16 protein-coding genes are annotated in these 17807 nt (G+C 42.6%); 15 read left to right on the forward strand and 1 reads right to left on the reverse strand.

Translation table 11 applies throughout. The features are described 5' to 3' along the window. Positions 1-12 precede the first annotated feature (12 nt). The 14 genes from V144x_RS28140 (at position 13) to V144x_RS28205 (ending at position 15637) form a co-directional block, all read left to right on the forward strand. Positions 13-660 carry a GspH/FimT family pseudopilin gene (locus V144x_RS28140; RefSeq protein WP_144990556.1) on the forward strand — a complete coding sequence of 216 codons (648 nt, stop codon included), beginning with the start codon at positions 13-15 and terminating at the stop codon, positions 658-660. A 38-nt stretch (positions 661-698) separates the two neighbouring features. After that, on the forward strand, positions 699-1772 hold the full coding sequence (gene pilM / locus V144x_RS28145) for a pilus assembly protein PilM (protein ID WP_144990559.1): 1074 nt from the start codon (positions 699-701) through the stop codon (positions 1770-1772). A gap of 97 nt (positions 1773-1869) precedes the next feature. Then, positions 1870-2607, forward strand: coding sequence for a PilN domain-containing protein (locus V144x_RS28150; RefSeq protein WP_144990561.1), 738 nt, complete (start codon positions 1870-1872; stop codon positions 2605-2607). After that, positions 2600-3208: a type 4a pilus biogenesis protein PilO gene (gene pilO / locus V144x_RS28155; RefSeq protein WP_197998686.1), complete on the forward strand. Its 609-nt coding sequence runs from the start codon at positions 2600-2602 to the stop codon at positions 3206-3208. Before V144x_RS28150 ends, pilO begins: the two co-directional genes overlap by 8 nt. Before the next feature lie 122 nt (positions 3209-3330). Continuing rightward, a complete protein-coding gene (locus V144x_RS28160) occupies positions 3331-3990 on the forward strand; it encodes a hypothetical protein (RefSeq protein ID WP_144990564.1) in 660 nt (219 codons plus the stop codon). A gap of 61 nt (positions 3991-4051) precedes the next feature. Continuing rightward, on the forward strand, positions 4052-6403 hold the full coding sequence (locus tag V144x_RS28165) for a type II secretion system protein GspD (RefSeq protein ID WP_197998687.1): 2352 nt from the start codon (positions 4052-4054) through the stop codon (positions 6401-6403). A gap of 2 nt (positions 6404-6405) precedes the next feature. Beyond that, positions 6406-7467 carry a tetratricopeptide repeat protein gene (locus tag V144x_RS28170; protein ID WP_144990568.1) on the forward strand — a complete coding sequence of 354 codons (1062 nt, stop codon included), beginning with the start codon at positions 6406-6408 and terminating at the stop codon, positions 7465-7467. A 231-nt stretch (positions 7468-7698) separates the two neighbouring features. Continuing rightward, positions 7699-9165: a sensor histidine kinase gene (locus V144x_RS28175; protein ID WP_144990570.1), complete on the forward strand. Its 1467-nt coding sequence runs from the start codon at positions 7699-7701 to the stop codon at positions 9163-9165. Between the two features lie 57 nt (positions 9166-9222). Continuing rightward, positions 9223-9612 (forward strand): response regulator, encoded by a 390-nt coding sequence (locus tag V144x_RS28180; protein WP_144990572.1) that lies wholly within the window; start codon positions 9223-9225, stop codon positions 9610-9612. Between the two features lie 37 nt (positions 9613-9649). Continuing rightward, on the forward strand, positions 9650-11152 hold the full coding sequence (locus V144x_RS28185) for a sensor domain-containing diguanylate cyclase (RefSeq protein ID WP_144990574.1): 1503 nt from the start codon (positions 9650-9652) through the stop codon (positions 11150-11152). 11 nt (positions 11153-11163) lie between these two features. Further along, on the forward strand, positions 11164-11499 hold the full coding sequence (locus V144x_RS28190; RefSeq protein ID WP_144990576.1) for an STAS domain-containing protein: 336 nt from the start codon (positions 11164-11166) through the stop codon (positions 11497-11499). A gap of 17 nt (positions 11500-11516) precedes the next feature. Further along, positions 11517-13265, forward strand: a complete 1749-nt coding sequence (locus V144x_RS28195) for a GspE/PulE family protein (protein WP_144990578.1) — start codon at positions 11517-11519, stop codon at positions 13263-13265. Positions 13266-13325: 60 nt separating this feature from the next. Further along, on the forward strand, positions 13326-14396 hold the full coding sequence (locus V144x_RS28200; protein WP_144990580.1) for a type IV pilus twitching motility protein PilT: 1071 nt from the start codon (positions 13326-13328) through the stop codon (positions 14394-14396). Positions 14397-14431: 35 nt separating this feature from the next. Beyond that, complete coding sequence (locus V144x_RS28205) at positions 14432-15637, forward strand: type II secretion system F family protein (protein WP_144990583.1); 1206 nt, start codon at positions 14432-14434, stop codon at positions 15635-15637. On the opposite strand, the gene V144x_RS28210 is transcribed toward V144x_RS28205, so the two are convergent. Beyond that, positions 15634-16929, reverse strand: a complete 1296-nt coding sequence (locus V144x_RS28210; protein WP_144990585.1) for an AI-2E family transporter — start codon at positions 16927-16929, stop codon at positions 15634-15636. The genes V144x_RS28205 and V144x_RS28210 overlap by 4 nt on opposite strands. A 270-nt stretch (positions 16930-17199) precedes the next feature. Here V144x_RS28210 and V144x_RS28215 point away from each other — a divergent pair, with 270 nt between their 5' ends. Further along, positions 17200-17775 carry a glycine cleavage system protein R gene (locus tag V144x_RS28215; RefSeq protein WP_144990587.1) on the forward strand — a complete coding sequence of 192 codons (576 nt, stop codon included), beginning with the start codon at positions 17200-17202 and terminating at the stop codon, positions 17773-17775. Positions 17776-17807: the final 32 nt, after the last annotated feature.

Raw genomic sequence — 17807 nt, forward strand, 5'->3', positions numbered from 1 at the left:
AAATAAAATCTTATGCAGAAGTTTCATCAGAATAAATATCAATGGCTGAAAGACACGCCTGCTTCAATACGAAGAAGGCATGCGAACTTCCTGCGCGCAAATCCATGTCATTCATTAAAAAGAGCCGCCTTTACGCTGGTGGAACTACTAATCGTCATTATGCTGATCTCGATTTTGCTCTCTGTCGCTCTCGTTTCCACAGAAACCAGTCCGTCGCATTCACTGGAAACGACTGCCCGTGCGGTGGCTGCCGATTTGCGTTTGGCACGCAGTTATGCCATTAAATTTAACTCGGAGTACACAGTCAACTTTAGTCTGGATTCACAATCATATGAAATCCAACATACGGGACCTGGTAATCTGCCTGTTCCGCAAGATCATCTGGCAGGTACAGCCGCTGCATCTGATAAATATATCAAACAATTTCAAATACAATCTATGAATCTGCCAGACCAGGTTTCTCTCAGACAAGTCCAACTAAAAACATCAGAAACTAATGTGAGTGACCTTGCATTTGGACCTCAGGGAGGCACAGGGCCAGGTCGAAATGAAGATACAGTTCTTATACTGTCAACAGTCAGAAATGGAACTACTTTTTATATTCCGATTACGGTTTCCTGGATCACCGGGCAAGCATGGATTGAAGACATACAAATATAAATGAACTAATCGAGCCATATTAACTCTGAGAAAATATCATGATCTCTATACAACGTTCACAATACAGTCCGATTGGCTTACAACTGGGGCCCAGCTCAGCCACTCTGGTTCAGTTAGCAGGCTCGCGCCAGAATCGCGTCGTCCATGCCATCGCACAAGAACAATTCGAATTAGATGAAACACTTTCAATCGAGGAACGAGATGCGAACATTGCTGCCCAGATACGTCAGATTTTATCTGACCATCATTTTAAAGGGCGTAACGTGATCAGTTGCCTGGGATCGCAGGAATTATTTATCCAGAACGTCAGACTACCCCAGCTACCTGTGGATGAAATTGCCAAAGTTGTGGCGTGGGAAGCAGAGGAGCGACTGCCTTATCCGTTAGCAGAAGCTGAGTTGCGTCATTTACCGGCCGGCCAAGTTCGTCAAGAATCAAATACCAAACAGGAAGTCATTCTTCTAGCATGTCACTCTGGAATCCTGCAACGACATCTGAACCTATTAGAGCAAGCCGGTTTGACTGCGGTTGCCATCGATGTAGAACCATCTGCAACACTCCGGTGCTTTCATGATTCTTCAAACGACGTGCAAACGAATGCAACCAATTGCTATCTCAATTTTGGTGATGCCGCCACAACTGTGATTTTTGCGGATCAGCAAAACGTATTGTTTCTGAAATACATTATGCAAGGCAGCAACCACCTCGACCATGCTGTTGCAGAAAATCTTGACCTGCCATTGAAAGAAGCAATTCGCCTTCGAAAGATCGTTACCAATTCACCAACATTAGATGCCAGCGATGAATTGCACCGCTCGGTTATCGATTCAATTCGTTCCATTTTGGAAACGATCAGTACAGAAGTTGAAAACTGCCTACGGTATTACAAAGTTACCTTCCGCGGGAAAAAACTGGACCAACTCATTGTCACTGGAAATGAATCAAGTCCGTGGTTGATTGAATTCTTGTCGGATCGTTTAAGTACAGAATGCAACATGGGCAATCCCTTTGAAAGTCTGAAATGTTGGCCGACATCAACTTCGATTTTGGAACGTCCTGGTAGATGGACTACGGCGATGGGATTGGCCATGAAAGAAAAAAGCAATTCATGATTTGACCATATTGAAATAATGCATACCGAAATTCACTTTTTTACATAACACCGGACGAAACTGAGATATCCGGAATGAGCCCGCAAAGGGTAAAACCATGATACCTGAAATAGATTTTTTACCAGCAAGTTATCGCGAAGTACGAAGACGTCACCGTAATCGAATCTGGCGACGGACTATCGTTCTGATTTTCCTTGTCCTGGTGACTTTGGGAACAGTACGCCAAAGAGAAATTCAACATAATCTTCTTACACAAAAAAAAGATCTGGAAGAACGTGCGCGCCTTATGAACGCACAACTGGAAGACCCAGATCAACTCAATCAAAAAATCAAGGTAACGGAGATACGAGCTAACTTGCTTGCTGCTCTTCAACTGGATGAATCACCTGCGCAACTGTTGTCCATCATTAGCAGTACGCTTCCAGAGTTTGTTTCTTTAGATGAATTTCACTTCTCGTTTGAAAAAGTCTTTGTCAAAAAGAAATCAAAACCTGATAAAGTTCCAGATAAAGACGTAACCGAAATGATACCTGCCCTGGTAGATCTGCAAAACTTGAAAGAACAGCACGCACGAGAGAATTTAGTCATCAACGTACAGGGAATGTCTCCCGATCATCTTTCGATTTCCCACTATATGTCAAATCTGGATCAGCTGGGATTATTTCGAGAAATCGATCTCGTTCAATCAAATGAAATGGTCTTTGAAGGTCAACCTATGCGTGTATTCCGTCTTCGAATCGTCGTGAATGCACCAGGAATGTATGTTCCACAGGTCAATCATCGAAGTACTGCTGGATTGGACCTCTCAATTACAGGAGGATTCAAAAATGAATGAAAAATTACGTCGCGATAGTTTAATTACAATTATCAGCCTTGCTGTAGTAGTTGCTGTTTTTACTTTTGTTGTCTATCTACCAGGTTTGAAAAATAAACAACAACTGCAAAAAGAAATCACAGAGATTCAACAATCAATTAGTGAAATTCCTAAAAAGGTTAAACACCTGGAACAACTTCATCAGCAGTTAAATCAGCAGCAAGCATTTATTGACAGGCTCACAAAACGTATCCCGTCAGATAGAGATACACACGAAGTATTACAAAGGGTTGCGTTACTTGCCAAACAATCCTCCCTGACAGTTTCGGAATTAAATCCAGGAGAATTTGTTTCACAAGAGACCTATCTCAGACAACCTTTTGTGTTAGATGTCACAGGTCCCTATAGCGGCCTGGTTCATTTTTTGAATGGGTTAGACCAAGAGCAACGTTTGTTTATCATATCAGATGTCTCTATTTCAAAGCAAAATGGGGCAAATGAGGAATTTATTAAAGGAACTATAGAGTTGTCGGTCTACGTATTACGCGATAAACAGACAGATTTTTCGGATTTTGACGAAAATCGGATTAGTAATGCGTTTCTTTCAGCCGATAAAAGATAATGCCACACTCCGATTCAAGTTTCTTTAGATTTCATTTTCAGGAAGAAATTCGTTCCGAGATTCAAGATATTCAACAAACTTTGGTCCTGCTGAGTTCATTTCTTTGAAGTAGTAATCAAACCGTGAAATCGTTCAGTCAACAATTATTACATGATTTAAAAGTAAGCTGGCAGAAAACATTAATGCTATGCCTCTTATTTTTGGTTGGATTGTATTTCTGGATTCCACCTCTTTATCGCGCAGTTCGCGGGACCTCTGGCTCTGCCATTGTTCCTGAAAAAGTGAAATCCGTCGCCGTCCCACCACGTCCTCCTGTCAAAACAGAAATGAGTTTCGCACAAAATGATGAAACGGTGGAAGAAACAAGGCATTCCTGGGAAGAGTTTGACTCATTAATGCAGTCAGATCCATTAGTTCAATCAGTTCAAATGGGAGCCGTTCAGAAAAATCCCTTCGCTGTCAATCGTGACCAGTTTTCTCCGCCTATTTTATTTGCGAAAGAACCTGTTCAAGCTAAGAAGGATGTAAAACAGCAAGTCAAAAAAGAAGTCCTTGTTCTACCAAAAGATCTTGTTCTGAAGACAACCATCATCGGAAAAAACCGACGGGCAGCCATTATTAATAACAAAATGCTCTACGAAGGCAAAACATTCGAGCATAAAAATGTGAAATACATATTAGAGCGAGTAGCAGCCCGAAATGTGACTTTAAGACAAGGTGAGCAAAAATTTGAACTAAAAATTCAAAACGATTCTTCAGCATTTATCAAATTTGCACAATAAACAGTTCGCATCACTGGGCTAGTTAAAACTGATTCGAACGATCATGGATGATGGTCGAAACATGAAAAGACAATTTTTTATACCGGCATTCTGGGCAACATTAACTGGGCTATCGCTGCTATTGATTGCCGCTATGACCGACGTCAAAACTCCTCATTCTTTATTTATTTCCCCTCACCATCAGGCGAAATCACAACACGTTGAGGTTGAGCCTGTTGTCAGCAAAACGATAGCGTTGCCAGAAGCGGAACCGCAATCATCTGTTTCAAATCCAAAAGTGAGCTCGAAAGCAATTCCACAGCAACAGATTCCGAAAACGGCATCGACACATCCAGAGGCTCAAACACAAACGGTTTCACTTCAAAAGAAAACACCCCGTTCGCGGATTCTGGTTGAACCTGGAATCGAAATCTCCACTGATCCTGAAACAGATGTGAAGCATGTTCGCTCTGTGCAATTTAATGTGGCTTCTAATTCGGACTTGATGACACGTGAGCCAGAGCCTTCCAAAATGGAACTGCGTTTGGCAAGTTTGACGAAAAAAGTCGATCGACTGGCAAATTTGCAACTCCAATCTCGACAACAATCCAACATGGAATTAGCACAGAATACGGACCGACTGGAACAAGCTACAAAGCTCCTTCAACAGATGCAGCAAATGAATCAGTTGCGTGATCTAGAACGGAAGCTGGACAGTATGCAGCAAAAACCGACAGCGAAAGCCACAGACACAGAGAAAAAAACGACGCCGCAAAACACAGAAGCACCCCAAGCGAATCAGACCAATACTACAACTAAAAAACAGAATAAGCCACTTCTTAAAGTAAGCCCTAATAACGATTCAAAGGAAACGTTTTCTTTGCAGATTCAAGATGCAGAGATCATGCAGGTTCTGGACATGCTTGGCGAACTTTCCGATACAAATATTCTGGCGGGGCAGGGAGTGACGGGCACAATTACCGCTAATTTAAAGAACGTCACTCCCGGACAAGCTCTAGATGCGATTTTGCGTTCGCGCGATTTAACTTCTGAAAAAGAGGGTGAATTTATTTACGTGATGACACAAGCAGAGATGGAGCAGAAAAAAAAGTCCAACCGCAAGGTGATCACGAAATTATATACTCCTTTCTATGTGAGCGCTAAAGAATTACAAAACCTGATTACACCTTTATTGACAGAAAATGTCGGGCTTGTTTCATTAACTACTCCCAGTGAAATCGGTATCTCGCCTGATGCAACGCAAGCCGGCGGTGACTCATTTGCACAGAATGACTCCATTGTTGTTCGCGATTATCCTGAAATCATAGAAGAAGTCGACCGTTTACTCGAAAAAATGGACGTACCTCCCATGCAAGTTGTTATCGAAGCGATGATCATCAGTGTGCTGCTTACTGATGACATGCGATTCGGCGTGAACTTTGCCATGTTGGGAGATAGTGGTAGAAGCTTGCTTGTCGATGGCAACGGTCAGACTTTGAACAATTCCAGTGGTTTTCCAGGCTCTGGAGCGAGTTCTATTGTTCCACCGACAGGACAGTTTATAGCTGATGTAGCTGGCTTGAAATACGGGTTTTTGCGCGGTGATATTAGCGGATTCATCGAAGCCCTGGAAGACATCACCGAAACGAACCTGATCGCATCACCTCAACTACGTGCTTTAAACAAACAGAAAGCCGAATTGATCATCGGCGATCGAATCAGTTATTCCACCATCACACAAAATGGAAACACTTCGATCCAGAACGTTAACTTTCTGGACTCAGGTATCGTTCTCAACATGCGCCCCTTTATTACCCCCGATGGACAAATTCGCATGGAAATTCATCCGGAACGAAGTACAGCTACAATCAGTGAGGTAACGGACCTGCCGGATTTACAAACAACAGAGGTCACTACCAATGTCATGGTTCGCGATGGTCATACTGTTGTCATAGGTGGTTTAATCGAAGAACGAGCCAATAACACAAAAAATCAGGTCCCTTTTTTAGGGGCGATTCCTGTGATTGGCAATGCATTTCGTCTTCAAAGGGAAACACTCAGACGTACGGAACTAATTATTCTGATTACTCCCCGCATCATACATGCTGAGGCAGCTCGGGCTGAGGGAGAAACACTAGAGTATGAGGCAGCAGAACGCATCGAAGCGTTTAAAGAGAACTTCCTGCCCATCAATCAGGTACGCATTGTTCAATCACACATCAAGCAAGCCAAAAAATATCTGAGAATCGGCAACTTGCCTAAAGCAAAGTTGCACATCAATACTGCAGTTCGCCTCGATAAGAACAATATCGAAGCGATTCAATTACAAAAATACATCAAAGAAGCATTGAAAAATCGAAATCGAAGCCTGATTGGTCTACCCCCTACACAAGCGACAGAAGTACATATTCCTTCGCTGGAGGGAGATCCTTAAATATGGCTTCCTATAACTGTTCCTATTTACGATCTCTGTTTCGACTGTTTTGCTTTGCTCCGCTTCTCTGCTGCGGTTGTCAGCTCGTTCCTTTTTCCACTTCGTCTTCTGTAGTGAATCAGGCACCAGAAACTAAGGACTCTCAGCAGGAAAATCTTACCGTAGAAAAAACGAGTGATTCTCCTTTCGGTCTGCAGGCAAACGAACTCGTCCAGCAGGCGCTAGGTCATTATTCGAATGGTGAATTAAAACAAGCAAAAATTCTTCTGGCATCAGCTCGAGAGATAGACCCAGGTCATATTGGTACATTCGAAATCGAAGCACAGCTTTCGTATGACATGGGAGATCAAAACCAGTTTCTACAGTCATTGCGTGCGATTCGTGCAGCAAGCCCACATGATTCCGAAAAACAGAGTGCCATTGGAACTCTGTTTTTTCAGGCGGGACAGACCGAGGAGGGTATTTCCTGTCTGAAACGCGCTATTGAGTTAAAACCATATAATGAAGATTATGCTCTCAAGCTGGCGGCATTCTATGAACAAACGGGGATGACTGGCGAAGCTCAGAATGTACTTTTACGTGCTTTACACACCACGCCGGGCAGTCGTCGGCTTCCCATTGCTCTGGGTCGTGTTTGTGAAGCAAACCAGCAGTGGGACCAGGCGAGAATCTATTATGCCATGGTTGTAAATCACTTCCCCAAAAATCATGTCTGGCGGAAGCACTTTGCTCGATGCCTGTACCATTCGGAGCATTATTCCGAAGCATTTGAACAATTTTCCATCTGTCAGAAAAATGATCCAGAATCACTCTCACTATCGGAAATGATTGCGTTCGGAGATTCAGCTCTGCGAATTGGGAACCTTGAGAAAGCCCAGCATGTTTTTGACGAGATCTCTGCTAACCATCAACGCCAATTACTCCACGTGGAAATATTACGAGGATTATGTGCGATAAATCGCGGTCAGAATATCAGTGCAAAAACTATTATCGATACAGCCCGTACAAAGTGGCCTACTGACCCTACTCTATTGCAAGTCGCATCCTTGCTGCCCTCTTTATAAGCGTATCTCTTGCTTAATGCAGAATATGAACAAATCAGTACTTCTTGATTTGTTCATTCCATTCTCGATTACAGAATTGGACAACCTGCATTTTGTAACCTAGATTTAGGTAGTGAGATACCTCCACCTCTTATCGACAGAGGTCTGAGAAGCGATCTCTTAATCTGGAAGGCGTTTATGTGTTCTTCGTTTTTCAGTAGGACGTAGAAACTACTGAGAAAGTAACCGGCAATGAAAAGCTATAGTAAATACTGGTTCCTCGTATTGCTGCTGTTAGTAGTGAGCTGTATAGATAGCCTTTTGATATCTAGTCAGTTTGTTAGCCCGGTATTTGCGCTTGTGATCTCGTTGATTGCATCGTTAGCCGGTTGGTTCTGGTTGGTCAAAACGATCGAACAAGACCGTGATCAAATCGCTTCCTATTTAAGAAACCCTGACTTAATACGCCCGGGTTTCCAACGTAAAAACTTCTTCGGAAACGTTTTTGCCGAAGCGATTCAAAAAATCGAGGATTCTGATAACGATTTAATTTCCACAAAACAAGTTAAAACGATGCTTAAGGCACGTTTGAATACTTCACTCAAAAGAGAACTTTTAATGGAATCCGTGATCAAGCACCTGGATTACGGAATCTTGATTTTTGACGCACAACATGAGCTTGAATTTTCGAATTCTGCTGCTGAACTATTTCTGATAGATCAGGATGAGCAAAATCAAAACTATTCAGACTCAAGTTTATCGCTCAGCAAAGCATTAATAAATCATGCCATTATACCCGAGCTTGCCGAACTACTCACAAAGACGATCGAACGTAGAGACGCCACGCTTCGCAGACGAGCAGAATTTGAACTCACAACCAATGATTCTAGCAGTTACTACCGCGCTGTTGCCACCAATCTCTGGGATGAGAATCAGTCGATACTGGGCACAATGATTGTAGTTGAAAATATTGGTGAAGAGCAGAATGAAAAAGCGAGACACGCTGAATTTGTGTCTTCAGTAGCGCATGAGTTAAAAACACCGATGTCGGGAATCAAAGCTTATGTAGAAATGCTTCTGGATGGTGACTGTGATGAACAGGAAGCACAAGAACTATACGGATTTATGAATGATCAGATTGATCGTCTCACGCGATTGGTAAACAGCATGCTTAATCTCGCGAGAATTGAAAGTGGTGTCATTGAAATTAAGCGACACGACCATGAGTTAAACGACATTTTGAAAACAGCCGCAGATGTGATTTCGCCCAATGCAGTAGAAAAAGACATCTCATTTATTACGGAATTAAGTGACCTTTATTTACCCGTGCATGTAGATAATGATATGTTAGGTCAGGCGATTATCAATCTTCTATCGAACGCAGTTAAATATACACCTAACGGACACGAAGTACGCCTGCGAAGTCGAATGGAAGATTCTTCTGCTGTGATTGAAGTTCGCGATACGGGAATGGGTATACCGGAAAACTCCTTACCCCATATTTTTGACCGATTCTATAGAGTTCCCGAAAACAATAGTTCGGCAGCCGGGACCGGTTTGGGGCTGGCATTAGTCCACTTTATTGTTACTAATGTGCACAACGGCTCGATCTCAGTTCAGTCCAAGGTAAATGAAGGAACCTGTTTTAATATTACCATTCCGCTGGGTCACCAGGAAAAGAAAAAAGTAAGGCAGGTCGCCTCACCAGTGAATGTCTGAGGAACATGGTGCAAACAAGTTCCAAGTGAAAACAATTATTTGACAAAGGAAGTAAAAATGGCTCCTCTCATTTATGTTTGTGATGACGATTCACATATTGTTCGAGCAATTTCGATGAAGCTCAAAAAAGCAGGTTTTGGAGTTGAAGGCTTCCGTGATGGATTCTGTTGTTGGGAAAAAGTTCAACAACAAGCCCCCGATATGATTATCACCGATTTACAAATGCCACGTATGAATGGATTGGAACTCTGTGGAAAAATTCGCACTTTTCCAAGTACACAAACCATTCCTGTTACGTTATTAACCGGTAAGGGTTTTGAATTCGATCATGATGAATATATGCAAACATTAAAAATAAATAACGTCATGGTGAAGCCATTTAGCCCCAAAAAATTATTAACACAAGTCCAGGAAAGCCTCAACATCACTGATGATGTGATTGCTTAGACTCCCAACAACATAAACTTACTGAAAAATAATTACCATGCGAAATTATTATGCTGCCATCCAGTTCTGGTCTTACGCACTGTTGGTAGTCTGTCTCTGTCCACTCGCCGTCTTGCTGGGTACATACATGGATTGGCCACTGGGTGCAGCTCCGTTGCTGCTGCTCACTCTACCTACGATTCTGGCAGCAGTATCTTCACCACGGATCTGTTACTGGACAATTACCGCTCTAGCCGTTTGTGCATGTTTTGCTGAAATCCTTTTCAGAACAGACATCAGTGAAGTTAATACCACTTATCTTTTCAGCATCTTGAGCGCTGCCGTGCTCGTAGGAATGACATTATTAATCGATCTCTATATTGGCAAGCTGCGAGGTACCATTTCTCAATTTGATGCACAAAATGATGAATTGGTTCGTCGACTCTATGAATCTCAGAAAGAACCCACGTCCGGTTTCGATAATATCAGCTCAGACTCTGAAACAGAACCAGATGAAACATCTGACACGGACTCTGCAGAGAAAGATGTTAACTATCCGTTATTATTATTGACGCTGCAGGATATTGGTCGACGTATTTCTACCAACCAATCTAATGAGTCATTGATTCCTACAGTCATCAGCACCGCTAAAGCTTCTTTGCAATGCGAACACTGTCAGGTGTATCTATGGGATAGCAAAGTACGTGCCCTGAAAAATCCGCTCCCTGCTCGATCGCGTGACAAACTGGATTACCGACCAGATCCAAATCAAGGAGTTGCTGCGTGGGTGATCGAGAATCGTCAGATCGTGATGCGAAACGATGCAGATCAGGACTATCGACTGAAAAGGATTTTGGAAGAAGATCCTCATATGCCGGATGCTATTGCTCCTTTGACAGTTGGTTCAGAATTAATTGGCTTGCTGATAATCGACAAGGTCGATCTTGACTCTCCTACAATTGGAAGATTGATTTACATTCTTTCGAATATCTATGCCTTGGGAATTAAGAATTCTCAGTTATTCAAACGCATTGAAGAAATGGCGAGTCGCGATGGATTAACAGGATTGTTTAATCACGCTACATTCCAGGAAAAATTACAACAACTGACAAAAACAGCGGACGCACAATCGACTACACTCAGTATCATCATGAGTGACATCGATCATTTTAAATCATTCAACGACACGTTCGGTCATCAGGCAGGAGATTTTGTTTTAAAAGAAGTGGCCCGCATCTGGAAGACAGTGATGCCGGAAAATGCCATTGTTGCCCGCTACGGTGGTGAGGAATTTATCGGCGTCCTGATCGATCACGAGTACTCACAGGCAATGCAGATTGCTGAAGACTTACGAGAAACACTGGAAAATTGTCCTATCTTGTTTGAAGGACAACAACTTCAAGTAACAGCCAGCTTTGGAGTGACGGAATATAAACATCCTGCTTCCAATACCAACGAGTTCGTTCGAATTGCAGACGAATATTTATACAAGGCCAAAGAAAACGGTCGAAATCGAGTGGTCGGAATGGCTCCAAACTCGACAAGAAAACCTAGTTCATAGACTCGAATACTATGCAGATTACAACAGAAATTTTTGGAACAGTGTTGGTTGCTCACACACCAGATGAACTGACGGATGATACATCCACAGATTTTGTGAATGCGCTTTCCGAAGCCATTAATGATCAACATTTTCAGGTTGTACTGCAAATGGATCGCAGCGAATTGCTGGACAGTGCGGGTTTGACTGCATTACTGGATTTACAAGACCTGACACGCGAACGAGGTGGAAATCTCAAAATTAGTGGTCTGGAAGACCCTGGGAAAAAAATTCTGGAAATGACACGGCTTGATCAACGATTCGATCTTTTTGATTCAGTAATTGATGCCGTCTCCAGTTTTCAATAAATAAACTGTGCTTCGATATGAATAATAATTCCTTATTACAACCAAAAATGAGACTCGGTGATCTACTCATCTATAGAGAGTATATTACTCTCGAACAGCTAGAGTCTGCGCTTGACGAACAAGCAAAGGGAGATGGAAGCCAGTTACTGGGTGAATTACTCGTCAATAATGATTATTGCACAGAGGAACAAGTTTTAGAATGTTTGGCTCTGGAGTATCGGATTCCTTACGTCCAGCTCGATAGTCGGATGTTTGACTCAAAAGTATTTGATGAACTTCCACGCGAATTTGTGGAAAAACATACGGTACTTCCCCTCTTTAAAGTACGAAATATTCTGACTGTTGCCGTTGCTGAACCTACGAATGTCTTTTTAGTAGATCAGCTAAGAGACTTAACAAAAGCAGAAATTCAAATTGTCGCTGCAAGTGCCAAAGAGATTCGGCGTATGGTGCAAACCTATATGCCGAATACGAATGTGTTTGTGATTGATGATATCATCGACGATGCGAATGGTACCAATGTTGAGCTGATTGAAGAGTCCATTGATGATATTGGTTTTGATGTCGAATTTGCCGGCCAAAGTCCAATTATCAAACTGGTGAACTACATTGTTTACAATGCTGTTCGTGAAGGCGCCAGTGATATTCATATTGAGCCTACTGAGCAACAATTACGAGTGCGGTATCGAGTGGATGGAGTCCTGCAACAGGCTCTTGAACCACCAGTGCATTTAGCTCCTGCTGTCTCTTCTCGCATCAAAATCATGGCCAGTCTCGACATCAGTGAACGTCGTCTGCCACAAGATGGTAGAATACATGTTCTCATGGAGGGACGTCCTATCGACTTACGTGTCAGTACGTTACCAATGCCCAATGGTGAAAAAGTCGTTATCCGTATTCTCGACAATCGAAGCGTTAACATTTCGCTGGAACAATTGGGATTCAGTTCAGAAGTATTAGAAAACTTTACCGAACAATTGGAAAAACCAAATGGCATTATTTTGGTAACGGGCCCTACAGGAAGTGGAAAGAGTACAACCTTATATGCCGCTTTAAATGCCGTCAGCTCAATTGAAAAAAATGTATGTACTGTCGAAGATCCGATCGAATATCAGCTTCCTATTATTAATCAATTTCAAGTCAATGAAAAAATTGGACTTTCATTTGCATCCATTTTGCGGAGTCTGTTACGCCAGGATCCTGATGTGCTGATGGTCGGCGAAATTCGAGATCAGGAAACAGGAAAAATTGCCATTCAGGCAGCACTTACCGGTCACCTGGTATTTAGTACGCTACATACCAACGACGCCATCTCAGCAATCACACGTTTAATTAACATGGGTGTTGACGATTATCTGATCGGAGCAGCGGTAAACATGGTTCTTGCACAAAGACTTTGCCGGAAAATCTGCCCCAAATGTAAAACACCATATGAATTACCGAAGTCGATGCAACTTGCCGTCGAACGCGCCGGTCTGGATCAGGGCGAATTTTATAAAGGTAGCGGCTGCAAACGCTGCCGAAATACTGGTTTCTCTGGTCGAATTGGAGTTCATGAACTACTTTCAATTGACGATCAACTGCGTGAAATAATCACAACAGATCCTACGGTAGCTAACGTGAAAGAGTATGCAAAAAACAGTGGCATGATTCCTCTAAGATACGATGCGCTCCGCAAGGCACAAGAAGGACTTACAACGATCGAGGAAGCACTCAAAGTGAGTGATGAAGCATGGGCTCCTCAACATTCGTTGATAAATCAATAAAAACACTTTTTCTACACGACTGAAACGAAATATTTCGAGGCCTGAGAAAGCGACTCAAACATGGAAATAAATGACCTTTTACACGCCGCCGTTGATAGTGATGCTTCAGATATCCTGTTGGTTACTGATGCGCCTCCTATCTTTCGTATTGATGGAAAGCTGGAGACCACTGCATTGGAACCGCTTGATCCTGAAACGATTCGGGATCTTTGCGATCAAATATTGAAAGACAAACAAAAAGAGACACTCGAAAAGCAACAAGATGTCGATTTTGCCATTACAGTTCCGCGCCTGGGTCGGTTTCGTTTTAACATTCACGTGCAACGTGGCTCATTAGCGGCAGCGATTCGTCGCTTTTCTAACGACGTATGTACCTTGAGTAGTTTGGAATTACCACCGATTGTCGAAGAGTTAACTCGCTTAAAATCTGGTTTGATTCTGGTGACAGGCCAAACAGGTTCCGGTAAATCAACAACTCTGGCTGGAATGATTCAAGCCATTAATGAACGAGATTCTAAACATATCATTACGCTGGAAGACCCGATCGAATATCAATTTCAGCATAGCAAGTCGCTCATTGAGCAACGCGAAATTGGGGAAGACTGTCCTAACTTCTCTTCCGGATTGAAACATATTCTAAGACAAGATCCAGATGTGATTCTTGTTGGCGAGTTACGAGACTTAGATACGATTCGAGTTGCCCTTCAGGCTGCAGAAACCGGACACCTAGTCTTAGCATCACTCCACGTTTCCAGTGCCGCCGGGGTTGTTGATCGACTTGTAGAAGTTTTTCCACCAGAAGAGCAATCGCAGATTCGCAGTCACCTTGCTGAATCATTACGAGCAGTAATCACTCAACAATTGTTACCTGCAGCATTCTCTAAAGGACGGGTGGCTGCAGCGGAAATAATGGTTCTTAACCGTGCGATTCAGACCAGTATTCGTGAATCAACGACTCACCTTATTCCAGGCGTGATTTCCACTAATCGACGTATTGGAATGCAAACCATGGAACAAGCCTTAAATGATCTTTTACTAAATGGGCGGGTGGATCCAGAGGTCATTGATGAGCACCTGCAAGAATTACGCGGTGAATCAATCAAAGAACAATCTCAGGGGTTACTGACTTAAATAACAGTAACTACTCCTCAATAAAAGGCTGAATCATGCAATTCACTTATACAGCACGAAGCTCAAACGGCCAGAATCAGACTGGCGAACTGGTGGCTGATTCGCGAGATGAAGCAGTGATCAAGCTACGCCAGGAAGGTCTCTTTCTGCTCTCTTTAGAAGAATCGGATGAACTTTCCAAAGAAGGCCTTTCGAGTTCGATCAAAAAACGTGTTACACGAAAAGAAATTATTTATTTTACCAATCAGTTGGCCATCATGGTCGATGCTGGTGTTCCTGTTGCTATGGCACTGGAGGGAATCTCCAAACAGGTCGAAAATCCGACACTAGGCACCATACTGGAAGAGATCCAGAAAAATGTAGAAGCTGGTAGCGATCTTTCTTCTGCATTAGCCGATTTTCCTCGATACTTTGACCAAACATACGTCAATCTGATCAAGGCCAGCGAAGCCAGTGGAACCATGCCTCAAATGTTGAGCCGTATTGCCACTCAGGCGGAAGAAGAACAGGAAACGATACAACAAGTCAAAGGTGCCCTGATCTATCCGGCCATCATGCTGTTGATGTGTATTGGTGTTTGTATTTTTCTATTAACTTATGTTTTTCCCAAGTTGATGCCCATGTTTGCGGCACGTGGAGCAGCAGTACCTGCTCCAACAAAAGTCATGATGTTTGTCTCTACTATGATTACCTCTTATTGGTATTTGTTAATACTATTTTTGGTACTTTTGGGAGTGGCCGCATATTACATTCGGTCAAAAGATTGGGGTAAATCTGCAATTGACTGGACCATTATCCGGTTGCCTGTGTTTGGTACGATGTTAAAAAAACTGGCAATTAGTCGCAGCATTCGGACTTTAGCAACCACTATTAATGCAGGAGTTCCCATGCTCGAAGCCATCGAATTGAGCGCGGGAGTCACGGATAACACTCATTTCAAACAAAGTTGGGCAGATATCGGCGAACAAGTCACAACGGGGAAGCAAATTCATGAAGCACTAGAAGGAAAAACGTTATTTCCTCCCACCATGCAGCAAATGATTGCCTCCGGAGAATCGACGGGGCGTTTGGGGATGGTGTTAAATAAATTAAGCGATTACTTTGATCGGGAAGTAAAAATTGCCATTAAATCAGCTACTACATTGATTGAACCGGTCATGGTAGTTTGCATGGGTTCAATTATTGGATTTATTGCCTTGGCGATGTTACTTCCTATTTTCACGCTGAGCACAAGTCACTAAGACGTTGGCTTGTCCTTGTTTTCAGCCGGGGGATCTATTGGTTTCTCAGAAGCTGGTTTTTTCGATGCTTCTTCTGGACGATCATCTTTTTGAATAGACTGCGATTTGTTCTCCGTTGGTTTTTCTCCTTGCACTGCCTCCAACAGTCCCTGATTTTGAAATTTTTCCTGCGAAAACGCCTTCAATTCTGTATTGAATATCTGAACCAATGCATGAAGGCAGGAAGCAACGATCGGACCGATAAACACCCCCCAGAGTCCCATCATTTGCAAGCCACCTAACACACTGACGAAGGCCAAAAGCGGGTGCAATTTGGCATCGCTCTGCAGAACATAAGTACGGATGATATTATCCATCGTTCCCACAACGAGTGTTCCCACGGCCGTCAGAAAAATGGCAGAACCCCAATGACCTTGATACACGAGCCAGCCAGCACAGGGAACCCAAACTAACCAGGATCCCGCTAACGGGACCAATGAGGTAATCGTTGCTAATATCAGGAAGATAATAAAATGGTCAAAACCAACCACATACAATGCGAGCGCAGTTGTCAGACCTTGCCCTAATGCCGCGAGAAATGTGGCTAGCACCACAGCACGAACAACTTTTTGAAATTGATCGATCAATTTCTTTTGATAATCGACATGTACGGGAATCAATGACTGAGTCGATTCAATCAGAGAGTAACCATCTGCGAGAAAATAATAGAGGGCAATGATAAACATCACCCAGGCAATCAAAGCAGAGATCAGATTTCCTAACAGACCCACCGTTGATGCAGCAAAACCCAAAGATCGCTTGGCGATGGGTAGTAATGTCGCTTGTAAGTTTTTACGAACAAATTCGTCTACTTTTTCAGTACTAGTTTGATCATTTCCTTGTTCCGTGGGGTCGATTTCTTTCACTAAATACTGATCGGCCCAATCAACAAGCTGATGGAATTTGTCATTACTGATCTCTACTTTTTCACGTACGGTCTGTACGGTTTTGTTCCAGTTAGCCTCATCTAATGTGTTCACAACAGTAGTAAAAAGTTGGACTGAACCAAGAAAAATTCCCACACACATCGGAACAAAAATCGCTGACACAATAATGGCAGTGACTATGCCTGCAGCAATTCTGACATGACCTTTTGTTCGTTTCACAAAGTAGTTGAGTAACGGCTGGCTGATCATGGCAACAACAGCCGCCAGAAAGAGCGGCAATAGAAAAGGCATGATCACTCTGAAAAACGTAATTCCCAGAAAAAGAATTAAACAGAGTATCACGGAAAGAGAGACAAGTCGTACCATGAATCATTTCCATTCGAATTAGTTCAGGCAGCATGATTTGATTGGTCAGATGATCGGAACCATTGATATTTAACAACTTACAGCAATATTGTTTCAAATGAAAGCTTTAGGAACCAACTTCGATTCCAAGTGATTAAGATGGTATGTAGATAATTTTTGTTTACATATCGCTTTTTTGAAGTCCGATTCGCTACAATGCTGGTTTACTGATATAACAGACAAACTTGTGTGGCGTAATTCGTTTATACATCGACAGAACCGGAGTCTGATATGAAACGCTATATAATCTCTTTACTATCCGCAAATCGTGTCGGAATTATGGCAGCTGTGACAACCGCCATGGACGAATTGGGCGCAAATCTTCATGAAGCAAGCATTGCTATGATTCAGAATTTTTTCTCAATAGTGATCGCTGCCGATTTTCCTGAACAGCGTGATCCCACTTTGATTCAAGAGCATATCGAAGGAATCTGTAATGCCTTTCATGTAGATGTATGCGTCAAGGATCCGGATGTGGAAATTCCCACTATTCTTTCGCCGAGAGAGTGTGACAAGTATTTACTCGCTATTTCTGGAAGTAATCGTTCGGGCATTCTCAGAATTATCTCTTCACAACTCGGACAAGATGGCGTTGATATTCTGGACCTCTCGGCAACCAGCTCTGAAGATGGACAAACCTTTGAAATGATGATTAAAATTGCTGTCCCCAAATCTTTAGATATCATGAATCTGCAAATCGCACTGGAAAATATCTGCAGTAATTTGAACATTTCCGTTGATTTCATCAGTGAATCAGACTCAGCCATTATTAGCTCACAAAGTCAAACCCGTATGTTCAAACTTTGATTTACAGTGAATGACAAGAATTCTTTTAGACG

Source organism: Gimesia aquarii (assembly GCF_007748195.1).
GTDB classification, from domain to species: domain Bacteria; phylum Planctomycetota; class Planctomycetia; order Planctomycetales; family Planctomycetaceae; genus Gimesia; species Gimesia aquarii.